This window comes from Micromonospora sp. NPDC050495, assembly GCF_040655175.1.
In the GTDB taxonomy this organism is placed as follows: domain Bacteria; phylum Actinomycetota; class Actinomycetes; order Mycobacteriales; family Micromonosporaceae; genus Micromonospora.
The window spans coordinates 148,659-174,888 of record NZ_JBFAJK010000006.1 but is presented as its reverse complement, the minus strand read 5'-3'; the positions used below and the strand labels follow the sequence as shown (position 1 = coordinate 174,888).

General features: G+C 73.1%; 26 protein-coding genes. 12 read left to right on the top strand and 14 right to left on the bottom strand.

Going from position 1 to position 26,230, the window contains the following annotated elements; translation table 11 throughout:
* Positions 1-30 precede the first annotated feature (30 nt).
* Entirely contained in the window at positions 31-822 is a 792-nt protein-coding gene (locus tag AB0I11_RS10060) for an ABC-2 family transporter protein (RefSeq protein WP_357316600.1), read from the top strand.
* On the top strand, positions 819-1,784 hold the full coding sequence (locus tag AB0I11_RS10055; protein ID WP_357316401.1) for an ATP-binding cassette domain-containing protein: 966 nt from the start codon (positions 819-821) through the stop codon (positions 1,782-1,784). The genes AB0I11_RS10060 and AB0I11_RS10055 overlap by 4 nt, the downstream gene beginning before the upstream one ends.
* A 181-nt stretch (positions 1,785-1,965) precedes the next feature.
* Here AB0I11_RS10055 and AB0I11_RS10050 read toward each other — a convergent pair whose 3' ends face one another.
* The 3 genes from AB0I11_RS10050 to nadA form a co-directional block, all read right to left on the bottom strand.
* Positions 1,966-2,604, bottom strand: a complete 639-nt coding sequence (locus AB0I11_RS10050) for a DUF3043 domain-containing protein (protein WP_357316398.1) — start codon at positions 2,602-2,604, stop codon at positions 1,966-1,968.
* Between the two features lie 36 nt (positions 2,605-2,640).
* Entirely contained in the window at positions 2,641-4,053 is a 1,413-nt protein-coding gene (murA, locus tag AB0I11_RS10045; RefSeq protein ID WP_357316395.1) for a UDP-N-acetylglucosamine 1-carboxyvinyltransferase, read from the bottom strand.
* A gap of 156 nt (positions 4,054-4,209) precedes the next feature.
* Complete coding sequence (gene nadA / locus AB0I11_RS10040; RefSeq protein ID WP_357316391.1) at positions 4,210-5,385, bottom strand: quinolinate synthase NadA; 1,176 nt, start codon at positions 5,383-5,385, stop codon at positions 4,210-4,212.
* 44 nt (positions 5,386-5,429) lie between these two features.
* Here nadA and AB0I11_RS10035 point away from each other — a divergent pair, with 44 nt between their 5' ends.
* The 3 genes from AB0I11_RS10035 to AB0I11_RS10025 all read left to right on the top strand — a co-directional run bounded on the left by AB0I11_RS10035 (position 5,430) and on the right by AB0I11_RS10025 (position 8,391).
* Entirely contained in the window at positions 5,430-6,590 is a 1,161-nt protein-coding gene (locus AB0I11_RS10035) for a glycerate kinase (RefSeq protein ID WP_357316388.1), read from the top strand.
* A gap of 233 nt (positions 6,591-6,823) precedes the next feature.
* Entirely contained in the window at positions 6,824-7,192 is a 369-nt protein-coding gene (gene erpA, locus AB0I11_RS10030; protein ID WP_107079767.1) for an iron-sulfur cluster insertion protein ErpA, read from the top strand.
* A gap of 221 nt (positions 7,193-7,413) precedes the next feature.
* Positions 7,414-8,391 (top strand): carbohydrate kinase family protein, encoded by a 978-nt coding sequence (locus tag AB0I11_RS10025; protein WP_357316384.1) that lies wholly within the window; start codon positions 7,414-7,416, stop codon positions 8,389-8,391.
* Between the two features lie 37 nt (positions 8,392-8,428).
* Here the strand turns inward: AB0I11_RS10025 and AB0I11_RS10020 are convergent, their stop codons facing one another.
* Both AB0I11_RS10020 and AB0I11_RS10015 read right to left on the bottom strand, forming a co-directional pair.
* A complete protein-coding gene (locus AB0I11_RS10020) occupies positions 8,429-8,659 on the bottom strand; it encodes a sulfurtransferase TusA family protein (protein ID WP_357316381.1) in 231 nt (76 codons plus the stop codon).
* Positions 8,660-8,832: 173 nt separating this feature from the next.
* Complete coding sequence (locus AB0I11_RS10015; protein WP_357316378.1) at positions 8,833-9,984, bottom strand: aminotransferase class V-fold PLP-dependent enzyme; 1,152 nt, start codon at positions 9,982-9,984, stop codon at positions 8,833-8,835.
* 170 nt (positions 9,985-10,154) lie between these two features.
* On the opposite strand from AB0I11_RS10015, the gene coxB reads away from it, so the two are divergent.
* Together coxB and AB0I11_RS10005 are read left to right on the top strand one after the other, a co-directional pair.
* The gene (gene coxB / locus AB0I11_RS10010; RefSeq protein WP_357316375.1) at positions 10,155-11,126 is read left to right on the top strand and encodes a cytochrome c oxidase subunit II; all 972 of its coding nucleotides are present in this window, start codon (positions 10,155-10,157) and stop codon (positions 11,124-11,126) included.
* A gap of 10 nt (positions 11,127-11,136) precedes the next feature.
* Entirely contained in the window at positions 11,137-11,562 is a 426-nt protein-coding gene (locus tag AB0I11_RS10005; protein ID WP_357316372.1) for a cytochrome c oxidase subunit 4, read from the top strand.
* Between the two features lie 263 nt (positions 11,563-11,825).
* Here AB0I11_RS10005 and AB0I11_RS10000 read toward each other — a convergent pair whose 3' ends face one another.
* The 4 genes from AB0I11_RS10000 to AB0I11_RS09985 all read right to left on the bottom strand — a co-directional run bounded on the left by AB0I11_RS10000 (position 11,826) and on the right by AB0I11_RS09985 (position 14,776).
* Complete coding sequence (locus AB0I11_RS10000; protein ID WP_357316369.1) at positions 11,826-12,035, bottom strand: hypothetical protein; 210 nt, start codon at positions 12,033-12,035, stop codon at positions 11,826-11,828.
* A gap of 127 nt (positions 12,036-12,162) precedes the next feature.
* Positions 12,163-13,209: an anthranilate phosphoribosyltransferase gene (trpD, locus tag AB0I11_RS09995; protein WP_357316366.1), complete on the bottom strand. Its 1,047-nt coding sequence runs from the start codon at positions 13,207-13,209 to the stop codon at positions 12,163-12,165.
* 136 nt (positions 13,210-13,345) lie between these two features.
* Positions 13,346-13,744 (bottom strand): hypothetical protein, encoded by a 399-nt coding sequence (locus tag AB0I11_RS09990; protein WP_357316363.1) that lies wholly within the window; start codon positions 13,742-13,744, stop codon positions 13,346-13,348.
* 78 nt (positions 13,745-13,822) lie between these two features.
* The gene (locus tag AB0I11_RS09985) at positions 13,823-14,776 is read right to left on the bottom strand and encodes a cytochrome c oxidase assembly protein (protein ID WP_357316360.1); all 954 of its coding nucleotides are present in this window, start codon (positions 14,774-14,776) and stop codon (positions 13,823-13,825) included.
* Positions 14,777-14,884: 108 nt separating this feature from the next.
* On the opposite strand from AB0I11_RS09985, the gene AB0I11_RS09980 reads away from it, so the two are divergent.
* The 5 genes from AB0I11_RS09980 to AB0I11_RS09960 all read left to right on the top strand — a co-directional run bounded on the left by AB0I11_RS09980 (position 14,885) and on the right by AB0I11_RS09960 (position 20,066).
* A complete protein-coding gene (locus tag AB0I11_RS09980; protein WP_357316357.1) occupies positions 14,885-15,484 on the top strand; it encodes a heme-copper oxidase subunit III in 600 nt (199 codons plus the stop codon).
* Positions 15,485-15,555: 71 nt separating this feature from the next.
* Positions 15,556-16,389: a c-type cytochrome gene (locus tag AB0I11_RS09975; RefSeq protein WP_357316354.1), complete on the top strand. Its 834-nt coding sequence runs from the start codon at positions 15,556-15,558 to the stop codon at positions 16,387-16,389.
* Positions 16,390-16,456: 67 nt separating this feature from the next.
* Positions 16,457-17,548 carry a Rieske 2Fe-2S domain-containing protein gene (locus AB0I11_RS09970; RefSeq protein WP_357316351.1) on the top strand — a complete coding sequence of 364 codons (1,092 nt, stop codon included), beginning with the start codon at positions 16,457-16,459 and terminating at the stop codon, positions 17,546-17,548.
* Positions 17,545-19,176 carry a cytochrome b N-terminal domain-containing protein gene (locus AB0I11_RS09965; protein WP_357316348.1) on the top strand — a complete coding sequence of 544 codons (1,632 nt, stop codon included), beginning with the start codon at positions 17,545-17,547 and terminating at the stop codon, positions 19,174-19,176. The genes AB0I11_RS09970 and AB0I11_RS09965 overlap by 4 nt, the downstream gene beginning before the upstream one ends.
* A gap of 209 nt (positions 19,177-19,385) precedes the next feature.
* Positions 19,386-20,066: a DUF4142 domain-containing protein gene (locus AB0I11_RS09960; protein ID WP_357316345.1), complete on the top strand. Its 681-nt coding sequence runs from the start codon at positions 19,386-19,388 to the stop codon at positions 20,064-20,066.
* A gap of 117 nt (positions 20,067-20,183) precedes the next feature.
* Here AB0I11_RS09960 and AB0I11_RS09955 read toward each other — a convergent pair whose 3' ends face one another.
* The 5 genes from AB0I11_RS09955 to AB0I11_RS09935 form a co-directional block, all read right to left on the bottom strand.
* Positions 20,184-20,471 (bottom strand): Lrp/AsnC ligand binding domain-containing protein, encoded by a 288-nt coding sequence (locus AB0I11_RS09955; protein WP_357316341.1) that lies wholly within the window; start codon positions 20,469-20,471, stop codon positions 20,184-20,186.
* A gap of 52 nt (positions 20,472-20,523) precedes the next feature.
* A complete protein-coding gene (locus tag AB0I11_RS09950) occupies positions 20,524-21,384 on the bottom strand; it encodes a sugar phosphate nucleotidyltransferase (protein WP_357316338.1) in 861 nt (286 codons plus the stop codon).
* A 500-nt stretch (positions 21,385-21,884) separates the two neighbouring features.
* On the bottom strand, positions 21,885-22,424 hold the full coding sequence (locus tag AB0I11_RS09945; protein WP_357316335.1) for an NUDIX domain-containing protein: 540 nt from the start codon (positions 22,422-22,424) through the stop codon (positions 21,885-21,887).
* A 49-nt stretch (positions 22,425-22,473) separates the two neighbouring features.
* A complete protein-coding gene (locus AB0I11_RS09940; protein ID WP_357316332.1) occupies positions 22,474-24,264 on the bottom strand; it encodes a RelA/SpoT family protein in 1,791 nt (596 codons plus the stop codon).
* 129 nt (positions 24,265-24,393) lie between these two features.
* A complete protein-coding gene (locus tag AB0I11_RS09935) occupies positions 24,394-26,151 on the bottom strand; it encodes a DEDD exonuclease domain-containing protein (RefSeq protein WP_357316330.1) in 1,758 nt (585 codons plus the stop codon).
* Between the last annotated feature and the right edge of the window lie 79 nt (positions 26,152-26,230).

Sequence of the window (26,230 nt, the reverse complement as noted above, 5' to 3'; positions counted from 1 at the left end):
CCCGGGGCGCGGCGCCGCCCGGGGGGCGCGCTGCGGGCGTACCGGGCGCTGTTCGGCGCGCAGGCGCGGTCCCAGACCGCCTACCGGACGTCGTTCGTGGTGGACCTGGTCGGCAACGTCGGGGCGACCGCGTTCGACGTGGTCACCGTGCTGGTGCTCTACGGGGTGACCCGGGAGCTGGGCGGCTTCACGCTGCGCGAGACGCTGGTCATCGTCGGGCTGTCGTCGTTCGCGTTCGCCGCCGCGGACCTGCTGGTCGGCAACATCGAACGGCTGTCCCGGTACGTGCGGACCGGTCTCTTCGACGCCGTGCTGGTCCGGCCGCTGGCCGCGCTGCCCCAGCTGCTGCTGATGGACCTGCCGGTGCGCAAGGTCTCCCGGGTGGTCTTCGGGCTGGCCGTGCTGCTGACGGCGCTCGCCTCGGCCGGCATCGAGTGGACCCCGGGGCGGGTCGCGCTGGCGGTGGTCGCCCCGCTGGCCGGGATCGTCTTCTTCGGCGCGGTCTTCGTCATCACCGCCACCGTCTCGTTCTACTGGATCGACTCGGGGCAGCTGGCCAACTCGGTCACCTACGGCGGGCGGGACTTCACCTCGTACCCGGCCACCATCTACGGCGGCTGGTTCCGGGCGCTCTTCGCGTACGGGCTGGGTTTCGCCTTCGTCAGTTATCACCCGGCGCTGGCGCTGCTCGGCCGGGCCGACCCGCTCGGCCTGCCGGGCTGGGTCGGCTGGGCCGCGCCCGGCGTCGCGGCGGTCGCGGCCGCGGTGGCCGCCCTGGCCTGGCGCGTCGGGATCCGTCACTACCGGAGTACGGGGTCATGAGCGTCATCGAGCTGAGCGGCCTGCGCAAGGAGTTCACGGTCCGGGTGAAGACCGGGCGGCTACGCCGGGAGAAGCGGACGGTCAGCGCGGTCGACGGGATCGACCTTCGGGTGGAGCGCGGGGAGATGCTCGGCTACATCGGCCCGAACGGCGCCGGGAAGTCGACCACGCTGAAGATGCTCACCGGCGTGCTGATGCCCTCGGCGGGCCGGGCCACGGTCTGCGGGCTGCGCCCGGTGGCCGACCGGACCCGGCTGGCGCTGCGCATCGGCGTGGTGTTCGGGCAGCGGTCGCAGCTCTGGTGGGACCTGCCGCTGCGCGACACGTTCGCGCTGTTGCGGCACATCTACCGGGTGCCGGCGGCCGAGCACGCGGCCCGGCTGGCCCGGTGCCGGGGCCTGCTCGACCTGGACGGGTTCCTGGACACCCCGGTCCGGCAGCTCTCCCTGGGCCAGCGGATGCGCGGCGAGCTGACCGCCGCCCTGCTGCACGGCCCGGAGGTGCTCTTCCTGGACGAGCCGACCATCGGCCTGGACGTGGTCAGCAAGCAGGCGGTCCGGGGGTTCCTGGCCGAGCTGGGCCGGGCCGGCGACACCACCCTGGTGCTCACCACCCACGACCTGGCCGACATCGAGCGGCTCTGCGGGCGGCTGGTGGTCATCGACCACGGCCGGGTGGTGCACGACGGCTCGATCGCCGCGCTGCACCGCCGGTACGGGTCGCGCCGGATGGTGGTGGCCGAGCTGGACGCCGCGCTGCCGGCGCCCCCGGTGCTGCCCGGCGCCCCGCTGCACCGGTTGGAGGCCGACGGGCGCCGGCTGGTCTTCGCGCTGGAGTCGGCGAGCGTCGCCGAGGTGGTCGCCGGGCTGGCCGGGCTGGCCACGCTCCGGGACATCTCGATCGTGGAGCCGGACATCGAGGAGGTGGTGGCCCGGCTCTACCGCACGCCGGCCGACGCGTGACCGGCTCTACCGCGCGCCCGCCGGCCGACGCACCGCCCGCCGGCCGACGCACCGCCCGCCGGCCGACGCACCGCCCGCCGGCCGACGCACCGCCCGCCGGCCGACGCACCGCCCGGCGGCTGACCGGCTCAGCCGCCCGCCGGCCGGGGCCGCAGCCGTCGGCGCGCCGGGCGGGCTCAGCTCAGACCTTGTCGCCGATCGCCACCTGCGGCGCCGGGGCGCGCATCTTGCGGAAGGTGATCGACCGCATGATCGCGTAGAAGTAGAGCGAGCCGAGCCGCTCGGTGCTCTTCGGGTAGCGCTCGCGTACCAGCTTCTTGATCTTCCGTGCGATCAGCACGGAGTCGACCACCACGCCGAGGGCCAGCAGGCCCCACAGCAGGTTGGAGAGGAGCCGGACGATCGGCGGCATGGCCTGGTTGGACCCGATCAGCACGATCAGCGCGCCGCCGAAGAACCAGGTGCCGACCGTACGCCGGGAGTCCACCACGTTGCGGGCCAGCAGCCGCTCCGGGCCGCGGTCGCGCGGGCCACCCTCGCGCCGGAACTCGGCGGCGGCCTCGGCGCGGGCGGCGCGGCGCTGCTCGCGCGCCTCCTCCTTGTTCAGCGGCTTCGTCGGCGTGCCGGGGCGCCGGCCGGCGCTCGGCCGCTTCGGGGTCTCCCGCCCCTTCGCCGGCGTGTAGCCCCGGGATCGGGCAGCGGTGGACTCCTCGTCGGTCGTCACCTGGGTGACTGACTCCTCGACGAGGTCGGCGGGCTTACGGCGAAACAGCGACGGCACGCCGGCAAGGGTAGCCAACCGGCCGCGCCCGGTGCACATCGCGGGTGCACCGGGCGCGGGGAGAGCGGACGGACGCTACGGACGCTCGGCGTGCGCGCCCAGGTCGGCCAGCTTCGCCTCGAAGTCCTCGTAGCCGCGGTTGATCAGGTCAACGCCGTACACCCGGGAGGTGCCCTCGGCGGCGAGCGCCGCGATGAGGTGGCTGAAACCGGCCCGCAGGTCCGGGATGACCAGGTCGGCCGCGTGCAGCTTGCTGGGGCCGGCGATCACCGCGGAGTGCTTGAAGTTGCGCCGGCCGAACCGGCACGGGGTGCCGCCCAGGCAGTCCCGGTAGACCTGGATGTTGGCGCCCATCGAGTTCAGCGCCTCGGTGTAGCCGAGCCGCTGCTCGTAGACCGTCTCGTGCACGATCGACAGGCCGCGGGCCTGGGTGAGCGCCACCACGAGCGGCTGCTGCCAGTCGGTCATGAACCCTGGGTGCACGTCGGTCTCCAGGGCGACCGCGTTCAGCTCCCCGCCCGGGTGCCAGAAGCGGATCCCGCCCTCCTGGCCCGGGCCGCCGCCGCGCGGCGGGCGCAGGTCGGTGACCTCGTACTCGCCGCCGACCGAGCGGAAGATGTTCAGGAAGGTCATCATGTCGGCCTGCTGGGCGCCGAGCACCTCGACGTGGCCGCGGGTGGCCAGCGCGGCGGCCGCCCAGCTGGCGGCCTCGATCCGGTCCGGGATCGGCCGGTGGGTGTAGCCGTGCAGCTTCTTGACGCCCTGGATCTCGATCACCCGGTCGGTGTGCACCTTGATGATCGCGCCCATCTTCTGCAGCACGCAGATCAGGTCGACGATCTCCGGCTCGACCGCCGCGTTGCGCAGCTCGGTGACGCCCTCGGCCATCACCGCGGTGAGCAGCACCTGCTCGGTGGCGCCCACACTCGGGTACGGCAGCGCGAACTTGGTGCCGTGCAGCCCGTTCGGCGCCGACAGGTGCAGCCCTTCGGGGGTCTTGTCGACGGTCGCGCCGAACTCGCGCAGCGCCTGCAGGTGGAAGTCGATCGGGCGCGGCCCGATGTGGCAGCCGCCCAGGTCGGGGATGAAGGCGTGGCCGAGCCGGTGCAGCAGCGGACCACAGAACAGGATCGGGATCCGGCTGGAACCGGCGTGCACGTTGATCTGGTCGGTGCTGGCGCTCTCGACGTTGGACGGGTCGAAGACCAGCTCGCCGTCCTCCTCGCCGTCGCTCACCTTCACGCCGTGCAGGCCGAGCAGGCCACGGACGACCTCGACGTCGCGGATGCGGGGCACGTCGAACAGCCGGCTCGGGGTGTCGCCCAGGAGGGCGGCGACCATCGCCTTGGACACGAGGTTCTTCGCGCCGCGCACGCGGATCCGCCCTTCGAGCGGAGTGCCTCCGTGTACGACCAGGACGTCGTCGGTCAACGCAACCTCCAGCGCGTTGGTGCTGCCGTGTGGATGGGTGGGGTGCACGATCTGCATCGCTACCCGAAGTGCGGCCAGATGAAAACGGCCCGCAGGTGTCCTCGCCCGGCAGCATAGCCCTCTGTGACGAAAATGGAATCGGTCACATCACCTGCGACGGCATGAACCGGGGATACCGACGCTCATGCGTGCCAGTGATGTGACCGTCCGTGATCAGGCGCCGGGCAGGGCCAGCATCTGGTCCAGCGCGACCCGGGCGTGGTGCGCGGTCTCCGGGTCGACGGTGATCTGGTTGACCACCCGCCCGGCGGCCAGCTCCTCCAGCGCCCACACCAGGTGCGGCAGGTCGATCCGGTTCATCGTGGAGCAGTAGCAGACCGCCCGGTCGAGGAACATGATCTGCTTGTCCGGGTGCGCCAGCGCCAGCCGGCGGACCAGGTTCAGCTCGGTGCCGACCGCCCACGCCGAGCCGGCCGGGGCCGCCTCGATGGTCCGGATGATGTACTCGGTCGAGCCGACGTGGTCGGCGGCGGTGACCACCTCGTGCCGGCACTCCGGGTGGACCAGCACGTTGACCCCCGGCACCCGCTCCCGGACGTCGTTGACGCTGTCCAGCGTGAAGCGGCCGTGCACCGAGCAGTGCCCCCGCCAGAGGATCATCTTGGCGTCGCGCAGCTGCTCCGGGGTGAGCCCGCCGCCCGGCTTGTGCGGGTCGTAGAGGACGCAGTCGTCCAGCGAGAAGCCCATCTCCCGCACCGCGGTGTTGCGGCCCAGGTGCTGGTCGGGCAGGAACAGCACCTTCCGCCCCTGCTCGAACGCCCAGTCCAGGGCCCGCTTCGCGTTCGACGAGGTGCAGACCACGCCGCCGTGCCGGCCGACGAAGCCCTTGATGTCCGCCGACGAGTTCATGTACGTCACCGGGACGGTGTCGGCCGCGACGCCCAGGTCGGTGAGCACGTCCCAGGCGGTCTCGACCTGGGACAGCACCGCCATGTCGGCCATCGAGCAGCCGGCGGCCAGGTCGGGCAGGATCACCTTCTGGTTGTCCGTGGTGAGGATGTCCGCGGACTCGGCCATGAAGTGCACGCCGCAGAAGACGATGTACTCCGCGTCGGGTCGGGCGGCCGCCTCCCGGGCCAGCTTGAACGAGTCGCCGGTCACGTCGGCGAACTGGATCACCTCGTCGCGCTGATAGTGGTGCCCCAGCACGAAGACCTTCGTGCCGAGCGCGGCCTTGGCCGCCGCCGCCCGGGCCACCAGGTCCGGATCGCTCGGCGCGGGTAGGTCACCCGGACACTCCACGCCACGCTCGGTGGCGGGATCGCTGCCGCGGCCGAGGAGCAGCAGCGCAGTGGCGGTGTTGGAGGGTTCAACCCAGGTCGAAGTCACGCCTCCCATCGTCCCACAGCGCGGCGGCCGTGCCGGCGTCCCCGATGTGGCCTGCCACACTGCTCGGCATGCGCGTGCTGCTCTGCCCGGACAAGTTCGCCGGCACGCTGCCGGCCCCGGAGGTGGCCGCCGCGGTGGCCGAGGGCTGGCGGGAGGTCGCCCCCGGCGACGAACTGCTGGTCCGACCGCTCGCCGACGGCGGGCCGGGCTTCGTCGCGGTGCTCGCCGAGGCGCTCGGCGGGCGGCGGCTGGCGGTGCCCACCGTCGACCCGCTGGGCCGCCCGGCCGCCGGTGAGATCCTGCTCACCGACGACGGCAGCGCGTACCTGGAGAGCGCTCAGGCCTGCGGACTGCACCTGCTGTCGGCCGCCGAGCGGGACCCGAAGGCGACCACCTCGTACGGGCTCGGGCTGCTGGTGGCCGCCGCCGTCGAGGCGGGAGCGCGCACCGTGGTCGTCGGGCTGGGCGGCTCCGCCACCAACGACGGGGGCGCCGGCATGCTCATCCCGCTCGGTGTCACCCCGCTGGACGAGGCGGGCCGGGCCCTGCCGTACGGCGGGGCGGCCCTCGCGGCGGTGGCCGCGCTGGACGGCGCGCCCCGGATCCGTGGCGCCGCCCTGGTCGCCGCCACGGACGTGGACAACCCGCTGCTCGGGCTGCACGGAGCCAGCAACGTCTACGGCCCGCAGAAGGGCGCGAGCCGGGCCGACGTGCTGCTGCTCGACGCCGCGCTGGAGCGCTGGGCCGCGGTGCTGGAACGCGACCTGCCCGGCTGCCCGCCCGGCTTCGCCGCGCTGCCCGGCGCCGGCGCCGCCGGCGGCCTCGGCGCGGCCGTGCTCGCGCTGGGCGGGCGGTGCGAGTCGGGCATCGGGCTGGTCACCCGGGCCATCGGGCTGGACGCCGCGCTGGACTCCGCCGACCTGGTGATCACCGGCGAGGGCTCGTTCGACCACCAGTCGCTGCGCGGCAAGGTGGTCGCCGGGGTGGCCGGAGCCGCCCGGGACCGCGGGCTGCCCTGCGTGGTGCTGGCCGGCCGGGTGAGCACCGGGCGGCGGGAGGCGGCCGCGGCCGGGGTGACCGACGCGTACAGCCTGGTGGAGCACTTCGGCGGCGAGGAACACGGCGGGCTGGAGGCGGCGATGGGCCGGCCCGCGGAGGGGCTGCGGGCGCTCGGCGCCCGGCTGGCCCGGCAGTGGAGCCGCTGACCCCCCCCGCCGTGCCGCGCGCCGGCCGTGCCGTCGGGGCGTCGGTCCAGGGCGAGCGTCGGGCCCGCGCGGCGTCGGCCGGCGCGGCGCCGCCCGAGGAGTCCGTGGTCACGCCGCCGGGTGACCCGGCCGGGAGCGGCGTACGATCGGATCTGGACCACACCGGGAATCACTGGCGGACGCGCGACGTTGGCCAGTGCGTCCGGACCCATACCGCGCAGGGAGATTTCCACGTGACCACGCCAGCGCAGACCGAGTCGACCGAGGCCAAGGCCCCCAGCACCGTCGTCCTCACCGACGTCGCGGCGCAGAAGGTCAAGGCCCTGATCGAGCAGGAGGGCCGTGACGACCTGCGGCTCCGGGTCGCCGTGCAGCCGGGCGGCTGCTCCGGCCTGCGGTACCAGCTCTTCTTCGACGAGCGCTCGCTCGACGGTGACGTCGTCACCGACTTCGGTGGCGTCGAGGTCGTCGTCGACCGGATGAGCGCGCCCTACCTGGCCGGTGCGACGATCGACTTCGCCGACCGGATCGACGCCCAGGGCTTCACCATCGACAACCCGAACGCCGGCAGCTCCTGCGCCTGCGGCGACTCGTTCAGCTGAGTCGACGCCGGCGCGACGGCACCTGCCCGAACGGCGGGACCACCCAGCATGGGGTGGTCCCGCCGTTTTGTCGTACCGGCAGGTGTCCGTCCGGCCGGTAGGTGTCCGTCCGGTGACGTCCGGATGGGCGGGGCCGGGCGGGCGGGCGACCTTCCTCCGTCCGGCCGTCCGGACCGACCGGTAGGCTGACCGGCGCCGTGCTCCCGACCACGAGGGTTGACATGAAGATCGCCGTGACCGGCTCGATCGCGACCGACCACCTGATGAGCTTCCCCGGCCGGTTCGCCGACCAGCTCCTCGCCGACCAGCTCGACAAGGTCTCGCTGTCCTTCCTCGTCGACGAGCTGGTGCTCCGGCGCGGCGGCACCGCCGCCAACATCGCCTTCGGGATGGCGCAGCTCGGGCTGCGCCCGGTGCTGCTCGGCGCGGTCGGCGCCGACTTCGCCGACTACCGCTCCTGGCTGGAGCGGCACGGCGTGGACTGCGACTCGGTGCACGTCAGCGAGGTGGCGCACACCGCCCGGTTCGTCTGCACCACCGACACCGACATGTGCCAGATCGCCTCGTTCTACGCCGGCGCGATGAGCGAGGCCCGCAACATCGAGCTGGCCCCGGTCGCCGGCCGGCTCGGCGGCCTCGACCTGGTGCTGGTGAGCGCCAACGACCCGGCCGCGATGCTCCGGCACAGCGCGGAGTGCCGGGAGCGCGGCTACGCCTTCGTGGCCGACCCGTCCCAGCAGCTCGCCCGGATGGACGGCGGCGACGTGCTCGGCCTGATCGACGGCGCCGACTACCTGATGACCAACGAGTACGAGAAGTCCCTGCTGCAGAGCAAGGCGGGCCTGTCCGACGCGCAGCTGCTGGAGCGGGTGAAGGTGCGGGTCACCACGCTCGGCAAGCAGGGCGTGGAGATCGCCGGCCGGGACGTCGACCCGATCCGGGTGCCGATCGCCCGGGAGATCCACGCGATCGACCCGATCGGCGTCGGCGACGGCTTCCGGGCCGGCTTCTTCGCCGCCCTGAACTGGGGGGTCGGCCTGGAGCGCGCCGCCCAGGTGGGCTGCCTGCTGGCCACCCTGGTGCTGGAGAACTTCGGCGGCCAGGAGTACGAGGTCCGCCGCGACCTGTTCGTCAAGCGGCTCGCCGAGTCGTACGGCGACGAGGCCGCCGAGGAGGTCCGCCCGCACCTGCTGCCGTGATCCCGGCCGGGCCCGCCCCGGCGGGCGACCGGTCCGGTCAGCGGATGCGGCGGACGTCGTAGGCGTCCGGGTGGGCGGCGAGGAACTCCTGGCCGCGCATCCGGCACCAGGCCGGGATGTCCACGGCCGCGGCCGGGTCGTCGGCGAGCACCCGGACCACCGCGCCGACCGGCAGCTCGGGCAGCCGGCGGGCCAGGTGGATCACCGGCAGCGGGCAGCGCTGGCCCCGGCAGTCGAGCGTCTCCTCCGGCTCACTCCTCGCGCTCACAGGCCCTCCTTCGTTCGCGACTGCGGGGCTCGCAGGAGCGGCTCACTCCTCGCGCTCACCGGCCCTCCTTCGTTCGCGACTGCGGGGCTCGCAGGAGCGGCTCACTCCTCGCGCTCACCGGCCCTCCTTCGTTCGCGACTGCGGGGCTCGCAGGAGCGGCTCACTCCTCGCGCTCACAGGCCGGTCACTCCCGCCTCGGCGCGCAGGTCCGCGACGATCCCGGGCAGCTCGGCGAGGAACCGCTCGACGTCGGCCTCGGTGGTCTCCCGGTGCAGCGACACCCGAACGTTGCCGTGCGACAGCACCCCCATCGCCTCCAGCACGTGCGACGGGCGCAGCGTCGAGGAGGTGCACGACGAGCCGGAGGAGACCGCGAAGCCACGCCGGTCCAGTGCGTGCAGCAGCGCCTCGCCGTCGACGTAGAGGCAGGAGAAGGTGACCAGGTGGGGGAGGCGGTCCACCGGGTCGCCGACCACCTCCACGTCCGGCACCTCGGCGGCCACCCGGGCCCGGATCCGGTCCACCAGGGGCGCCAGCCGGGCCGCCTCCGCCGCCGCGTCGGCCGCCGCCGCGCGCAGGCTCGCCGCCGCCGCGACCACCGCGGGCAGGTTCACCACCCCGGGGGTACGCCCCGACTCCCGCTCGTCGGCGGGGAACGGCGACTCCCAGCGGGTGCCCTTGCGCACCACCAGGAGCCCCACGCCGGGCGGCCCGCCCCACTTGTGCGCGCTGGCGCTCAGCACCGACCAGCCGGCCGGCAGCGGCGCCCGGCCGGCCAGCTGGGCCGCGTCGACGTAGAGCGGCACCCCCGCCTCGGCGCACAGCTCCGCCGCCGCGGGCACCGGCTGCACCGTGCCCACCTCGTGACTCGCCCCGATCAGCGCGGCGAGGGCCACCCCGGGCGCGGCCACCGCCGCCGCCCAGGCGTCCAGGTCCAGCCGGCCGAGCCGGTCCACCGGTACGGAGACCGCCGTGCCGCCGGCGGCCAGGTGCCGTTCGGCGGCGTGCAGCACCGCCGAGTGCTCGATCGCGGAGTGCACCAGCCGCGCCCCGACCCGGCGCCGGCCGGCCAGCCCGCCCAGCACGGCGGCGTGCGCCGCGGTCGTACCGCTGGGGGTGAAGGAGAGCTCGTCGGCGCGGACGCCGAGGGCCTGCGCGGCGGCCTCGCGGGCGGTGTCGAGCAGTTGGCGGGCCCGGCGGGCCTGGCCGTAGAGCCGGGCGGGGTCGGCCCAGCCGTCGTCCAGCGCGGCCAGCAGCGCCTGTCGCGCGACCGGGTGCAGCGGCGCGGCGCTGGCCGCGTCCAGGTAGACCGGGGCAGCGTTCACGAGTACCGACGCTATCGTGCCGGTACGGCCAAGATCCCCCCGATGGGGGCGGACAGTGACCCCAAGACGGTCCGGCCAGTCATGGTCGAGTAATCTGCGACCGTCGGTGACGCCTTTGCCGTCGGTGTTGACGAAACAACCACCGCGGCGCGCTAGGGAGGCAGGACCAGGTGGTCGCAAGGAGTTCGGAGGTACGGCCGTCGGCCGTACGGCACAGCGCTTCCCCGGGGGCCGGTGGACGCCGGCGGCGTGGTGCTGGTCGACTCGCCGGGCTCGGTCTCGGCGGAGCGGCGCTGCTGGTTCTGCTCACCGGCTGTGACGTCGGCAAGGCGTTCGGCGGCTTCGGCTGGCCGCAGGGGGGCATCACCCCCGAGTCGCACCGCATGTACGACCTGTGGATCGCGTCCTGCATCGCGGCCCTCGCGGTGGGCGTGTTCGTCTGGGGCCTCATCTTCTGGTGCGTGATCCGCTACCGGAAGCGCGGCAACCAGCTGCCCGTGCAGACCCGCTACAACCTGCCGATGGAGTTCCTCTACACCATCGCGCCGGTCCTCGTGGTCTCCGTGCTCTTCTACTACACCGCGGTGGTGCAGACCGACGTGGTGAAGGAGTCGAAGAACCCCGACGTCACCGTCGAGGTCGTTGCCTTCAAGTGGAACTGGCAGTTCAACTACCGCGACGGTCAGGGCCGCGACGCCAACACGGTCGCCTCGGTGCTGGGCACCAGCGAGGTCATCCCGATCCTGGTGCTGCCGACCGGCAAGTCGATCCGGTTCGAGGAGCAGAGCCGCGACGTCGTCCACTCGTTCTGGGTGCCGGAGCTGCTGTTCAAGCGGGACGTCATGCCGGGCAACATCCGCAACACCTTCGAGGTCTCCAGCCTCGACCAGGAGGGCCACTACGTCGGCCGCTGCGCCGAGCTGTGCGGCAGCTACCACGCCTTCATGAACTTCGAGCTGCGGGTCGTCTCCCCGGAGAAGTACGAGCAGTTCCTGGCCGCCAAGAAGGCTGGCAAGTCGACCCAGGAGGCGCTCCAGGCGATCGGTGAGGACCCGTACGCCACCGAGACCGAGCCGTTCAAGACGCGGCGGAACACGGCCAACTTCAACCCGTCCGACGCGACGGCTGGCGCGGGAAGCTGAGGGGTCCGGCATGAAGACCGAGTGGAAGATCTTCCTGATCGTCTCGACGTTCCTCTTCGGCGTCGCGATCCTCTACGGCGCCTGGACGTACGGCGAGGGCGGCCGGGTGGAGTGGGTCGGCACCGTGGCGCTGCTCCTCTCCGGCCTGCTGACCTCGATGTGCGGCGGCTTCTTCTGGTTCGTCTCGCGCCGGATCGACCTGCGCCCGGAGGACCGGGCGGACGGCGAGATCGCCGACGGCGCGGGGGAGATCGGCTTCTTCAGCCCGGGCAGCTACTGGCCGTTCGGCCTGGCCCTGGCCGCGTCGATCGCCGGCCTCGGCCTGGTGTACTGGCAGATGTGGCTGCTCGCGGTGGGCCTGCTCGCGGTGGTCTTCGCCGCCTGCGGCCTGCTCTTCGAGTACTACACCGGCACCCGCCGCACCGCCGAGCACTGACCCGACGACACCCGCAACGGCCCGCGTCCCGACGGACGCGGGCCGTTGCGTCTTTCCCGCCGACCCGGTCGGCGTCGGCGTCGGCTGGACGCTCGGGAATCGGCTTGGGGGCTCGGGCGTCGGCTTGAGGGCTCGGGCGTCGGTTGGACGCTCGCGCGGCGCCCGGCGCGGGCGGACGCCGGGGGCGCCCGGCGTGGGTGGACGCCGGGGGACGCCAGGGGCGGGCGGACGCCGGGGGACGCCAGGGCGCTAGCGGGCGGCGGTCAGGCGGCGCGGGAGTGGGTCTCGCGGGCGCCGCCCGGGCGGCGGCGCAGGCGCGGCGGGCGGAGGGCGAAGGTGGCGATCAGCACGGCCGCGCCGCAGCCGGTGCAGACCAGCTCGGGGCAGTCGGCGCCGTGCCCGTCGACGCAGGGCGGAGCCTCGAACGGCACGACGTCCTGGCAGGCGTCGCAGTGGAGTTCGCGGTCCGACACGGGCCTCTCCTCTCGTTCCGGTGCCCGCCGGGGACGGTGCCCTTTCGGCGGAAAACGGAGAATTACTCCCGTGTAGTTTGGCACGCGGGTCCGACACGTCCGGCCGGACCCGCCCTCCGTCGCCGGCTCAGAGGGACCGGGTGACCTCGAGCCAGCGCTCCAGGGTGGCCGCCGCCGCGCCCGAGTCGATGGACTCCGCGGCCCGGGCCATGCCGGCGCGTACCGCCTCGTGCAGGTCGCCGTCGAGCGGGCCCTGGGTGGCCAACGCCACGCCGGCGTTCACCAGCACGGCGTCGCGTACCGGGCCAGTCTCGCCGGCCAGCAGCCGCCGGGCCACGCCGGCGTTGTACGGGGCGTCAGCGCCTCGCAGGTCGGCCAGGGTGGACCGGGGTACCCCGAGGTCCACCGCGTCCAGCAGCGCCTCCCTGACGGTGCCCTGCTGGGCCACCCAGAGCCGGGTGGGGGCGGCCGTGGTGAACTCGTCCAGCCCGTCCTCGCCGCGCATCACCACCACCGAGTCGCCCCGGGCGGCGAAGACGGCCGCCATCACCGGTGCCATCCGCAGGTCGAAGCAGCCGACCGCGCCGGCCCGGGGGCGGGCCGGGTTGGTCAGCGGGCCGAGGAAGTTGAACGCGGTGGGCACGCCGATCTCCCGGCGGACCGGGCCGGCGTGCCGCATGCCCGGGTGGAAGCGGCCCGCGAAGCAGAAGGCGATGCCGGCCTCGGTGACGCACCGGGCCACCTGCTCGGGCGTCAGGTCCAGCGGCACGCCGAGGTGTTCGAGCAGGTCGGCGGTGCCGCACGAGGAGGAGGCGGCCCGGTTGCCGTGCTTGACCACGCGGACCCCGGCGCCGGCCGCCACCAGGGCAGCCATGGTGGAGATGTTGACCGTGTGGGCCAGGTCGCCGCCGGTGCCGACCACGTCCAGCGCGGTGGCCCGGACCTCCTCCGGCAGCTCGACCGGCACCGCCCGGTTGAGCATCGCCGCCACCAGGCCGGCCAGCTCGGCCGGGGTCTCGCCCTTGGCCCGCAGCGCCACCACGAAGCCAGCCACCTGGGCCGGGCTGGCGGCGCCGGTGATGATCTCGTCCATCGCCCAGGCGGCGTCGGTGGTGGAGAGCTCCTCACCGCGCAGCAGCGCGTTGAGCAGCAGCGGCCAGGTCCGTTCGCCCATGGCGGGCCTCCCGAGCGCGTGGAGGGCGGGTGTGGCGGCCGATCCGCCCGGCGGCGCCGCCCGGGCGGCGGCTCAGGACCGGATCATGGCCGGAGGGGCGGCACGGCCGCGTCGCCGTGACGCCGAGGGTGCGAGATCAGGCCGCGGCGGCGGTGCGCTGCAGCAGTTCCGCGACGGTGGTGCCGGCGGTCACCGGGTCGAGCGGGTAGGTGAGGGTGGCGTCGACCTCGGCGTACGCGGCCAGCCAACGATCGGCGGCCCGGGCGATCACCACGCAGGTCGGCGGGGCGTCGTCCCGGTCGTCCTTGACCTGGCGGGCGATCCCGATGCCGCCGCCGGGACTGGCCTCACCGTCGAGCAGGAGCAGGTCGATCTCGTAGTCGTCGACCAGCCGGATGCACTCGGCGTACTCGGACGCCTCGGCGAACTCGATCTGGAGCCCCGGCGCGGGTCGGGTGCCGACCGCGAGCCGCATCCGGTCGCGGACCTTGGGGTCGTCGCTGTAGAGCAGGACGGTGCACAGACGATCGCTCATGCCTTACTTGCTCCCACCTCGTAGCTGCCCGCTGATCGTAGCGGGCGTCACATCCGGCCCGTCGCTCCGCCCTGTCGGTCAGGCGCTCGCCTCCGCGGCGCGCTCGCGGGCCTCCTGGCGGTCCAGTTCGCGGTCCAGCCGGCGGGCCTCCCGCTCGGACTGCTTGATCCACTGGACCACCAGCACGGCCAGCATGGTGACGCTGACGAACTCGCCGCCGGCCCAGAGCACCCCGCCGGCGACCACCTGGTCGTTCCACGGGTCCGACCAGCTCAGGTGCAGCGACGGGTACCAGTCGCCGCCGAACAGGGTGGTGCTCTGCATGATGGTGAGCCCGAGCACGGTGTGGAACGGCACGGAGAGCACCATCAGCAGCGCCCGGGCCGGGTACGGCCAGCGCCCGGGCAGCGGGTCCAGGCCGAGCAGCGGCCAGAAGAAGACGCAGCCGGTGGCGATGAAGTGGGCGTGCACCAGTTCGTGCGCCCAGTCGTGCGCGAGGGTGTACCCGTACAGGTCGGTGAAGTAGAGCGCGAACGGGTTCACCACGAAGATGGCGAAGGCCACCAGCGGGAAGCTGTAGACCCGGGCGACCCGGCTGTGCACGATCGCCAGCAGCCGCTTGCGGGGCCGCAGCGGCAGGGTGCGCAGGGCCAGGGTGATCGGCGCGCCGAGGGCCAGGAAGATCGGCGCGACCATGGCGAGCACCATGTGCTGCACCATGTGCACCGACAGCAGCGTGGTGTCGTAGGCGCCCAGGCCGCTGAGCGTCACCGCGGCGATGCCGCCCAGGCCCGGGCCGAGGAAACAGATCGTACGGATCGCCGGCCAGCGGTCGCCGCGCAACCGCAGCCGGTACACCCCGTAGAGGTACAGGCCCGCGGCGAGCACCAGCGCGAGGCCGAGCCAGTTGTCGAGCTGGACCTCGGTGAAGACCCGGGCGACGGTGAACGGCGGGACGCTCCCGCCGCCGTCGGCCAGGGTGGTCGCGACGGCACTCGAGGTGGCGGCGAAGATCGGATCGACGTGCAGCACGCTTTTCAGGGTAGGTCAGGCGAAGCGGACCACCCCGATCGGGCCACTGTTGGCGCAGGTTTGCCACCCCGCTGATCGTCGGTCCCGGTCAAGGGCAATAATGACCGCGTGACTGCGGCCCCAGCCATTGACAAGAGCCGGATCCACTCCCTGACGCGACCCAACATGGTCAGCGTCGGGACGATCGTGTGGCTCTCCAGCGAACTCATGTTCTTCGCGGCGCTGTTCGCGATGTACTTCTCGATCCGCGCGGCGGCGCCGGAGCAGTGGGAGAAGCACACCGAGATCTTGAACATCCCCTATGCGACCACCTTCACGGTGATCCTGGTGCTCTCCTCGGTGACCTGCCAGCTCGGTGTCTTCGCGGCCGAGAAGGGCGACGTGCACGCCCTCCGCCGGTGGTTCACCCTCACCTTCGTGATGGGTCTGATCTTCGTCCTCGGCCAGGCGAACGAGTACCGCAACCTGGTCCACGAGGGCGTGAAGATCAACGCCGACGGGTACGGGTCGATGTTCTACCTGACCACCGGCTTCCACGGCCTGCACGTGACCGGCGGTCTGATCGCCTTCATCATCTTCATGGTCCGTACGACCATGGGCCGGTTCACCCCGGCGCAGGCGACGTCCGCCATCGTCGTGTCCTACTACTGGCACTTCGTCGACGTCGTGTGGATCGGGCTCTACGCCATGATCTACTGGCTCCAGTGATCTTGGCGCGTCACGAACCGCGCCGCTGCTCCGTCCCCTGAGACAAGGTCAACCGGTTAAGGACACAGGTCATGACTTCTGACAACGACCGCCGACGCGGTCTGCTCGCGCGGCTGCGCGGGCGGCCCGTAGCGCGCAGCAGGGGCCGCCGCCGGCTGGGTGCCGCGGTCCGGCTGGCCGCCGCGCTGATGCTGGCCGGCGGCGCCTACACCGCCTTCGCCCCCGGTGTGCAGGCGCAGGACAACCCGCCCCTGAGCGCCGCCGCGAACGAGGGCAAGGCGCTGTTCGACGTGAGCTGTGTGACGTGTCACGGTCGCAACGCCCAGGGCGTCGAGGGTCGCGGTCCGAGCCTGATCGGCGTCGGATCGGCCTCGGTCGAGTTCCAGGTCAGCAGCGGTCGCATGCCGATGGCCCGGCAGGAGGCCCAGGCCATGCGCAAGCCTCCGCAGTTCACCGACGAGCAGGTGCGCCAGCTCGGCCAGTACATCCAGGAGCTGGGCGGCGGCCCGCAGGTGCCGAACGGCAACCTGCGCGAGGGCGCCAACGTGTCCACCGGTGGCGAGCTGTTCCGGATCAACTGCTCGCAGTGCCACGCCTTCGGCGGTGGCGGCGGCGCGCTCTCCTCCGGCAAGTACGCGCCGAGCCTGCACCCGGCCAGCGACCGGCAGATCTACGCCGCGATGCTGAGCGGCCCGCAGAACATGCCGGTGTTCGGTGACAACCAGATCACTCCGGAGCAGAAGGCGGACATCATCGCCTACATCCAGGAGACCCTGAAGCACGACCAGGACCAGGGCGGTTTCAACCTGGGCCGGTACGGCCCGTCGACCGAGGGTCTGGCGATCTTCCTGGTCGGCATCGTCGCGCTGGTCTTCGCGAGCCTGTGGATTGCGGGCAAGTCGTGACCGAGCGGATCATTCGTTTCAGTGCTGTGACGCCGACCCCCGGCGTCACCCGTAGCGAGGTGACGGCATGAGCACCCACACCGAGCACCAGGCCCCGCAGGGCCGGGAGCCGCTCGACGTGAACGACCCCCGGGTGTCCCGGTTCGACATCGTCCAGGAGGGCGCCCGGCGGGACGACATCGAGATCGTCCACTACGAGCCGCAGGTGGTCGCGGGCAGCCGGGCCGAGCGCCGGGTTACCCGTACCGTCGCCTCGTTCTTCCTGCTGACCGGCCTGGCCGCCACCGCGTTCCTGATCATCTACATCTGGTGGCCCTGGCAGTGGGAGGCCGGTCGCGGCGGCGACAAGCTCTACACCCCGCTGCTCGGTCTGACCCTCGGCGTCGCGCTGCTCGGCATCGGCTTCGGCATCCTCACCTGGGGCAAGAAGCTGCTGCCCAAGGAGGTCTCGATCCAGGACCGGCACGACCAGCCGGGCCCCCCGGAGGAGCGCAAGATCACCGGCCAGACGATGCTCTACATGGCCGACGAGATGGGCGTGCGGCGCCGTCCGCTGCTCGGCATCTCGCTGCTCGCCGGCCTGGCGCCGGTCGGCGCGGTCGCCGCGGCGCCGCTGATCGGCGGGCTGATCAAGAACCCGCACGACAACAACCAGATGTTCACCACCGGCTTCGCGCCGGCCGACGGCGGCAAGACCAAGATCCGGCTGATCCGCGAGGACGGCCGGCCGATCCGGCCCGCCGACGTCAGCGTCGGCGGCCAGCTCACGGTCTTCCCGGGCGTCGACGGCGGAGTGAGCAACAAGTACGCCGACTCGCCCACCCTGCTGATCCACCTGCGCGAGGACGACGCGCAGAAGTCCCGCGCGGCGAACGCGACCAAGGGACACGGCGACTTCATGTGGGGCAACTTCGTCGCGTTCTCCAAGATCTGCACGCACGCCGGTTGCCCGGCCAGCCTCTACGAGCAGCAGACCAACCGCCTGCTCTGCCCCTGCCACCAGTCGCAGTTCCTCATCACCGACAACGCCAAGCCGGTCTTCGGCCCGGCGAACCGGCCGCTGCCGCAGCTGCCGATCGAGGTCGACGAGGAGGGCTTCTTCGTGGCGAAGTCCGACTACACCGAAACCATCGGTCCCGACTTCTGGGAGCGGCCATGAAGCGCCGAAAGTTTGATCCGGCCGCGCTGCCGGCCAAGACCGCCGGAGCGGTGGACGACCGCTTCCAGGTGGCCACCCCGCTGCGCAAGCTGCTGAACAAGGTCTTCCCCGACCACTGGTCCTTCCTGCTGGGCGAGATCGCGCTCTTCTCGTTCATCGTCCTGCTGCTGACCGGTGTCTTCCTGACCTTCTTCTTCGAGCCGGCGATGACCGAGGTGGTCTACGACGGCAGCTACGCCCCGCTGCGGGGCACCCCGATGTCCGCCGCGTACGCCTCCAGCCTGGACATCTCGTTCGATGTCCGGGGCGGTCTGATCATGCGGCAGATGCACCACTGGGCGGCGCTGCTGTTCATGGCCGCGATCGTGGTGCACATGCTGCGGGTTTTCTTCACCGGCGCGTTCCGCAAGCCGCGGGAGACGAACTGGATCATCGGCTCGCTGCTGTTCTGGGTCGGCTTCCTGGCCGGCTTCACCGGCTACTCGCTGCCGGACGACGGCCTCTCCGGCACCGGCCTGCGGATCGCCTCCGGCATCATCCTGTCGATCCCGGTGATCGGCTCCTGGGTCAGCTCGTCGATCTTCGGCGGGGAGTTCCCGGGCACCATCATCATCAGCCGCTTCTTCATCGCCCACGTGCTGCTCATCCCGGCCCTGCTGGTGGCGCTGATCAGCGTGCACCTGGGCCTGGTGTTCAAGCAGAAGCACACCCAGTGGCCCGGCCCCGGCCGGACCAACGAGAACGTGGTCGGCGAACGGATGTTCCCGCGCTACGCGCTCAAGCAGGGCGGCTTCTTCATGGTCGTCTTCGGCGTGATCGCGCTCTTCGGCGGCCTGTTCCAGATCAACCCGATCTGGTACTTCGGCCCGTACGAGGCGTGGGTGGTCTCGGCGGCCAGCCAGCCCGACTGGTACGTCATGTTCCTCGACGGCTCGACCCGCCTCATGCCGGCCTGGGAGATCTCCATCCCGATCGGCGACGGGTACGTCATCCCGCCGCTGTTCTGGCCGACGGTCGTGCTGCCGGGAATCCTGGTCGGCCTGTCGACGATGTACCCGTTCCTGGAGGCGCGCCGCCTCAAGGACTACAAGCACCACAACCTGCTCCAGCGGCCCCGGGACGTACCGGCCCGGACCGGCGTGGGCGCCATGGCGGTCGCCTTCTACATCGTGCTGACCCTCTCCGGCGCCAACGACGTCATCGCCGACAAGTTCCACATCAGCTTGAACGCGATGACCTGGGCGGGCCGGATCGGGCTGCTGGTCGTCCCGCCGCTGGCCTACTACTTCACCTACCGGCTCTGCCTGGGTCTCCAGCAGCACGACCGGGAGGTGCTGGCCCACGGCGTGGAGACCGGCATCATCAAGCGGCTGCCCGACGGCCGGTTCGTCGAGGTCCACCAGCCGCTCACCGCGGTCGACGGGCACGACGGCCACGGCCCGGCGCTGGACTACGTCGGTTGGGTCGTCCCCAAGAAGATGAACCGGCTGGGGGCCCTCGGCCCGGCCATCCGGGGCTTCTTCTACCCGATCGAGAAGCCGGCCGAGGCGCCGGTCTCGCCGGGGCACCCGCCGGTCGAGCCCCGAGCGGAGCGCGAGGAGATCGGCAGCGGCGAGAGCCGGCGCTGACCCCCGAGAGCCGACACACCGTGGCGCCCGCCGGATCTCCGGCGGGCGCCACGGCCCGTTTCCGGGCCGTTCGTCCCGTCCCGCCCGTCAGGTGACCGGCGGTGCCGCTCCGCCACCTCGCCGCCCCCCGACACGGACGGGTGGAATCGCAGGAATAACCCCGGTCAGCCGGGTATCCGTGCGGTCCAACGTCTCAAGGGGGGGAAAGCATGTTGGGAATCAAACGCCTGGGCCTGCTGGCCGCGCTGGTGCTCGTCGGCCTGGCACCCGCAGCGGCCGCGCAGGCCGCGGCGCAGCCGTCGACGCAGGACACCCAGTACCTGCAGGCGGTGCACCAGGTCAACCTGTTCGAGATCACGGCAGGTAACCTGGCGCAGCAGAAGGGCAAGAACCAGCAGGTCAAGGACCTGGGCAAGATGTTCGTCACGGACCACACGCAGCTGGACCAGACGGTGCAGTCCACCGCGCAGCAGCTCAACGTCCAGCTGCCGGGCGACCCGACGGCCGACCAGCAGAAGGTCCTCGACAAGCTGAACAACGTCAGCGGCGCCGAGTTCGACAAGGCGTGGGTGACCGCCCAGCTGGCCGGCCACGTCCAGGCCATCCAGGCCACCCAGACGGAGATCTCGCAGGGCTCCGAGCAGTCGGTGGTCCAGATCGCCCAGGACGCCCTGCCGGTGCTCCAGGCGCACTACGACGCCCTGGTGGCCTTGGCCCAGACCCTGGGTGTCCCGGTCCCGCAGGCCAGCGCCAGCGGCACGCCCAGCCCGGGTGGTACCGAGTCGCCGGCTCCGGGTGGCACCGAGACCGAGTCGCCGGCTCCGGGTGGCACCGGCACCGAGGAGCCCGCTCCGGGCACCACGGAGACCCCGGTGCCCGGCCAGAGCTGACCCACCGCACGGCCGACCGTGGCCGGCCCGCCCCGCCGGGGTGGGCCGGCCACCGGCGTGCTCAGCCGGCCGGCGGGCGTGCTCAGTCGGCGTTGGCCCGGCCACCGGCGGGCGTGCTCAGTCGGCGTTGGCCAGCCCGATCGCGAACGCCTCCTCCAGGTCGTGCTGCGAGTACGCCCGGAACGCGATGTGCGACTGCGTGTTGATCACGCCCGGCACCTTGGAGATGCTGCCGGCGATGACCTGGGCGATCTGGTCGAACTCGCGGACCCGCACCATGGCGATCAGGTCGACGTGCCCGGCCACCGAGTAGACCTCGCTGACACCGGGCAGGTTGGCCAGGGTCTCGGCCACCTCGGGAATGGAGTCGGTGGCGCAGTCGATCAGCACGATCGCGGTGATCACGGGACATCTCTCCGTTCGTCGGCGTCGTCGCCCATGCTAGAGGTTGTGCCGTTCACGCCGTCCCCGGCCGCTCGATTCGCCCCGCCGGGACGGTCAGGTCCGCGCCGACCCGGATCGCGTCGGTGAGCCGCTCGTCCGCCCGTACCGTCGCGCCGGGCCAGACCACCGCCCGGGTGACCGCGCCGCGCACGATCGCGCCCGCCCCGACCACCGCCCGGCGCACCGGCCCGGTCACCGTCGCCGACGGGTCGACCAGGCAGCCGTCGCCGGCCGCGTGCAGGTTGGCCGCCAGGTAGTCGGCCGGGGTGCCGGTGTCGACGAAGACACCGCGGTAGGGCACCACCTGCAGCGCGCCGGCGGCCTCCGCCGGCCGCCACACCGCCCGGACCAGGTCACCGAAGGTCGCCGGCAGGTCCCGGACCAACCGCCACGGCAGCAGCGAGAACCCCACGAACCGGTGACCGCTGAAGGTGCCGGGGGCCGCCGGGTCGTCGGCCGGCTGGCCGAGCAGGCGTACGCTCCGCCCGTCCCAGCCGTCCAACAGCGCCGCCACGTCCGGCCCCGGCGGGGCGTCCGGATCCGCCAGGTACGCGTCGGCGTTGCCGACCAGCACACCCCGGCCGGCGATCCAGTCCCGCAGGTTGCCCAGCCCGCCCGCGGTGCCCAGCGGCGCACCCGGCTCGACCGAGAGCCGGGCCCGGTCGCCGACCCGGGCGACCACCTGCTCGCCCAGGTAGCAGGCGTTCACCGCGACCCGCCCCGGGCCGGTCAGGCCGAGCCCGGCGAGCCGGGCCAGGGCCCGGTCCAGCAGCGGCACGTTGCCGACCGGGCAGAGCGCCTTGGGCACCCGCTCGGTCAGCGGTCGCAGCCGGGTGCCCTCGCCGGCGGCGAGCACCACCGCGCAGACGTCCACCGCCGCCCGCCAGCCCGGGCCGCTCGACCCCGTGCCCCGGGACCCGCCGGACCCGCCCGCGCCGTCCGGACCACCGGGTCCGTCGGGCCTGCTGGTCCGGTCCGGGCCATCGGGTCGGTCGGATCGGTCCGGGCCATCGGGTCGGTCGGATCGGTCCGGGCCATCGGGTCGGTCCGGGGCGTCGCGTCTGTCCGGTCGGTGGGGCCGGTCCGGGCCATCGGGCCGGTCCGGGACGTCGCGTCTGTCCGGTCGGTCGGGCCGGTTCGAGTTGTCGCGCTCGTCCGGTCGGTCGGGTCGGTTCGGGCCGGCGGGGTGCCCACCGGCGGCGGAACCGTCCCGGTCGTCGCGGTGGTCCAGGTCGTTCGGGCCGTCGGGGCCGGTGGGGCGCTCGCCGCCGGCAGGGCCGGTGCCGGCCCGGCCAGCCGGGCCCGCGGGTCGGTCCGGGCCGGCCGGGCCGGTCGCCCGTCGTGCGCCACCCGGCCGGCGCGGGCCGGGGCCGGTCACGAGCCGGACGGCGGCGCCGGCGGCGTGTCGCCGGCGCGCGGGCCGATGCCGTAGTGGGCGAGCAGGTTGGCGGTGGCCCGGCTCAGCCGGGGCAGGTCGTCCAGCGGATGCCAGGCCGCCTCGTAGACCTCGGCGCCGTCCACCCTCAACTCCGTCGTGGAGGCCGGCACCTCGGCCTCGAAGACCACGTCCACCCAGCCCTTGGCGTGCACCACCGCGTTCGGCACCGCCGGGCGGAGCCGCTCCGGGGCGAGCCGGACGCCAGACTCCTCGTACAGCTCGCGGGCCGCGCCGACCACCGGAGCCTCGCCGCGCTGGAGCAGGCCGGCCGGGAGGGTCCAGCTGTGTCCGGGCGGCTGGCGCAGCAGCAGGATCCGCCCCGCCCCCTCGGCCTCGGCGTCCCGGACCAGCGCGACCGCGCCGACGATGTACTTCGGCACGGCGAGACGGACCAGCCGCCGCCGCAGCGGCACGGGCAGCCGGTAGAAGAGCTGGTAGCCGAGGGCCCGTCCGGTGGCACGCGCGCGGGGGATCATGCCCGTAAGGCTAGTTGCCGCGCGGCCCGCCCGGGCGACGGGCGTTCACCTACTGGCGGTGGTCGACCAGATCGATCAGCTGCTCGACCACGGCGTCCGGCTCGACCGCCCGGTCGAAGACCGCCACCAGCAGGGTCTCCAGGTCGGGGTAGCCCAGCTCCTCGGAGAGGCGCAGCAGCGGCAGGTCGCTGGCCAGCCCCCGGTTGTGCTTGCGCAGGGTCAGGCCGATGGTGGCCCGGCCCAGGCGTACCTTGTCGGCGATCGAGATGCCCGGCTCGGTGTGCTCGGCGAACCAGCGGTTGATCTGCATCTGGGCGTGCGGCGACTTGACGAAGCCCAACCACTCGCGGCGCGGCCCGCGTGGGGCCGCGTCGGCCTCGAACCCGCTCTCCGCGTCGTTCTCGGTGAAGATCTCCACCACGTCGCCGTCCTCCAGTTCGGAGGAGAGCGGCGCCAGCCGCCCGTTGATCCGCGCGGCGAGGCAGTGGTCGCCCCGCTCGGTGCCCAACTCGTAGGCGAGGTCGACCGGGGTGGCGCCGGCCGGCAGGACCACCTGCCGCCCGTCGGCGACCACCTGGATCTGGGCCTCCGCCAGGTCGCAGCGCAGCGACTCCATGAACTGCGTCGGGTCGACCGTCTCCTGCTCCCAGTTGAGCACCCGGCGCAGCCAGGTCAGCTCGTCGGCGCGGTCGGTGGCCCGGCCGGTCGCCCGGGGGAAGCGGTAGTGCGCGGCGATGCCGTACTCGGCGTCGCGGTGCATCTCCTCGGTGCGGATCAGCACCTCCACGGTCCGGTCGTGCGGACCGCAGACGCTGGTGTGCAGGGACCGGTAGAGGTTGTTCTTCGGCGAGGCGATGAAGTCTTTGAACCGGCCCGGCACCGGCCGCCACAACCCGTGCACCGCACCCAGCGCGGCGTAGCAGTCCGTCGCCGGACCGTCCACCACGATCGCGATGCGGGGCAGGTCGTACGGCGCCGCGTGCCCGCCGGCCACGGTGTCCTTCCAGATCGAGTAGAGGTGCCGGGGTCGGGGCGAGACCTCGGCGTCGACCCGGTTGCGGCGCAACGCCACCTTCGTCCGGGCCACCACGTCGTCGAGGTACGCGTCCCAGCCCGGCCGGTCGTGCACGTGCCGGGCGATCCGCGCGTGCTCCTCGGAATGCAGGTGCAGCAGCACCACGTCGTCCAGTTCGCGTTTGAGGGTCTGGATGCCGAGCCGGTCGCAGAGCGGGACCAGCACCTCCAGCGTCTTGCGGGCGATCCGCTCCCGGGAGGCGGCGGACCGCACGCCGAGGGTGCGCATGTTGTGCAGCCGGTCGGCCAGCTTGATGATCAGCACCCGGACGTCCTTGCCGGCCGCGACGATCATCTTGCGCACCGTCTCCGCCTCGGCGGCCGTGCCGTAGAACGCCTTGTCGAACTTGGTCACCCCGTCGACCAGGTGGGCCACCTCGCCGCCGAAGTCCTCCTGGAGCGCCTGGAGGGTGTAGCGGGTGTCCTCGACGGTGTCGTGCAGCAACGCGGCGACCAGGGTGGTGGTGTCCATGCCGAGGTCCGCGCAGATCTGGGCGACCGCGAGCGGATGGGTGATGTACGGCTCGCCACTCTTGCGGAACTGGCCGCGGTGCATGTTCTCGGCGATCGTGTAGGCCCGGCGCAGCACCGAGGCGTCGGCGTTGGCGTGGATCCCGCGGTGCGCGCGGACCAGCGCGGTGACCGGGTCGTTGTCGGTGGTGGGCCAGGTGAGCAGGGAGCGCAGCCGGCGGGTCAGCGGCAGGTCGCCAGGCTGGGTCGGAAGGGCGCCGCCCAGGGCGGCGCCGTGTCCGGCGTCGACGTCCACCTGGGACACCTCCTCACCCGGGCCCCCAGGGCCGCCCTGACCGACGACCGGGAGCAGGCCCGCGAATCGGGCAGGACTGCACTTCTCCAACAGCCTAAGCGAGGTGACGTCGTCCGATCGGACAGTTGGTCATGAGCGTTCGGTCGAGAGTTGCCGGGACCCTCCGTTCTCCGCCTTCGCCAACAGGGCCCGGAACCGGCCCGCGCCGGTGATCGGGGACGCCCAGCCGGCGGAGGCCTCCACCAGCCGGGTCTCCGGTCGCTCCAACCAGGACAGGATGCGTTCGGTCTCCTCGGCGGTGGCCGCCGGGACCGGACCGTGCCCCGGCAGCACCGTCTCCGCGGTGGCCCGGATCGCGGCGATGGTCGGTCGCGGGTGGACGCCGGGCGGGGAGACGCCCGCGCCGGCCAGCCGGCCGTGCCGGATCAGGGCCAGCTCCCAGCCGCCCCGGGCGGCCGGGCGGGCGGCGGCCAGCTCGGCGATCCCGGTCAGCGCGGCCAACCGCTGCATCCGCACCGCCGCGCGCAGCACCGCGGCCAGCCGGGCACGCACCACCGCCGCCTCCTCGTAGCGCTGGGCGGCCGAGAGCGCCTCGATCCGGGTGAGCAGGGCGTCCACCACCACCCGCGGGTCGTCGGTGGTGGCCGTGCGGAACGGGGCGGCGGCGACGTCCTCGTACTCCGCCGGGCTGATCCGGTGCTCGCACGGCGCCGGGCAGCGACCCAGCTCGGCCAGCGCGCAGGCCGGCATGGTGGTGCGCCGGGAGAGCCGGTGCGTGCACTGGCGCAGCGGCACCGCGTCGTGGAAGCCGGCGGCGGCCAGCTCGGCGGCCTGCTTGGACCGGAACGGGCCGAGGTAGGCGGTGTCGGTCGGGGCGAGGTCGCGCACGATGGACAATCGCGGGTACGCCTCGTCGGTCAGCTTCAGCCAGACCTGCCGCTCCGGATACTTCGAGCGGCGGTTGTACGGCGGCGCGTGCGCCGCGATCAGCCGCAGCTCGCGCACCTCCGCCTCCAGCGAGTGGGCGCACTCCACCGCCTCCACCCGCTCGGCGGCGGCCAGCATCTCGGAGATCCGGGCCCGCTTCTCCGCGGCGGTGAAGTAGCTGCGCACCCGGGTGGCGATGTCGCCGGAGGTGCCCACGTAGAGCGGCCGGTCGTCGGCGGCCCGGAAGATGTAGACCCCGGGCACCTTCGGCAGCCCGTCGGCGAGGTGCCGCTTGCGGCGCTGGGTCGGGGTGACCGCCCGGGCGAACTCGATCGCCTCGCCGACCGTGTCCACCCGGTGGCCGCCGAGCCGCCCGATCAGCCCGTGCAGCACGTCGACGGTGGCCCGGGCGTCGTCCAGCGCGCGGTGGGTCGGCTGGGTGGCGGTGCGGAAGTAGGCCGCCAGGGTGCCCAGCTTGCGGTTCGGCACCTCGTCGCGGGTCAGCACCCGGCGGGCCAGCGCCGCGGTGTCCAGCACCCGCGGGTTCGGCCAGCGGTAACCGTGCTTGACGCAGGCGGCCTTGAGGAAACCCACGTCGTACGGGGCGTTGTGGGCCACCAGCACGGTGTCGGCGATGAACTCCAGGAAGCTCGGCAGCACCTGCTCGATCGGCGGGGCGGGCAGCAGCATGGCCTGGGTGATGCCGGTCAGCACGGTGATGAACGGCGGGATCGGCACCCCCGGGTTGACCAGGGTGGCCAGCACGCCCAGCTCCTCGCCGCCGCGTACCTTGACCGCGCCGATCTCGGTGATGCCGCCGCCGTCGGGCGCGCCGCCGGTGGTCTCCAGGTCGACCACCACGAAGGTGGTCGCGTAGAGCGGCAGCGCGGGGTCGACCCCGCCGCCCGCCACCCGGTCCAGGCCGGCCAGCGCCTCCTGGACGTACTCCGCTGCGGTCACCCGCGGGACGGTAGCGGCCGGGTCCGACACTCCCGTCCCAGCGGTCCCAACCGTCACCGCAGGGTAGGATGAGAGATCG

Excerpts from the sequence above, each read along its gene's own strand:
- AB0I11_RS10055 (WP_357316401.1), top strand. The coding sequence starts at position 819 with ATGAGCGTCATCGAGCTGAGCGGCCTGCGCAAGGAGTTCACGGTCCGG.
- AB0I11_RS10050 (WP_357316398.1), bottom strand. The coding sequence starts at position 2,604 with ATGTGCACCGGGCGCGGCCGGTTGGCTACCCTTGCCGGCGTGCCGTCG.
- murA (WP_357316395.1), bottom strand. The coding sequence starts at position 4,053 with ATGCAGATCGTGCACCCCACCCATCCACACGGCAGCACCAACGCGCTG.
- AB0I11_RS10035 (WP_357316388.1), top strand. The coding sequence starts at position 5,430 with ATGTGGCCTGCCACACTGCTCGGCATGCGCGTGCTGCTCTGCCCGGAC.
- AB0I11_RS10025 (WP_357316384.1), top strand. The coding sequence starts at position 7,414 with ATGAAGATCGCCGTGACCGGCTCGATCGCGACCGACCACCTGATGAGC.
- AB0I11_RS10005 (WP_357316372.1), top strand. The coding sequence starts at position 11,137 with ATGAAGACCGAGTGGAAGATCTTCCTGATCGTCTCGACGTTCCTCTTC.
- trpD (WP_357316366.1), bottom strand. The coding sequence starts at position 13,209 with ATGGGCGAACGGACCTGGCCGCTGCTGCTCAACGCGCTGCTGCGCGGT.
- AB0I11_RS09990 (WP_357316363.1), bottom strand. The coding sequence starts at position 13,744 with ATGAGCGATCGTCTGTGCACCGTCCTGCTCTACAGCGACGACCCCAAG.
- AB0I11_RS09975 (WP_357316354.1), top strand. The coding sequence starts at position 15,556 with ATGACTTCTGACAACGACCGCCGACGCGGTCTGCTCGCGCGGCTGCGC.
- AB0I11_RS09970 (WP_357316351.1), top strand. The coding sequence starts at position 16,457 with ATGAGCACCCACACCGAGCACCAGGCCCCGCAGGGCCGGGAGCCGCTC.
- AB0I11_RS09965 (WP_357316348.1), top strand. The coding sequence starts at position 17,545 with ATGAAGCGCCGAAAGTTTGATCCGGCCGCGCTGCCGGCCAAGACCGCC.
- AB0I11_RS09960 (WP_357316345.1), top strand. The coding sequence starts at position 19,386 with ATGTTGGGAATCAAACGCCTGGGCCTGCTGGCCGCGCTGGTGCTCGTC.
- AB0I11_RS09945 (WP_357316335.1), bottom strand. The coding sequence starts at position 22,424 with ATGATCCCCCGCGCGCGTGCCACCGGACGGGCCCTCGGCTACCAGCTC.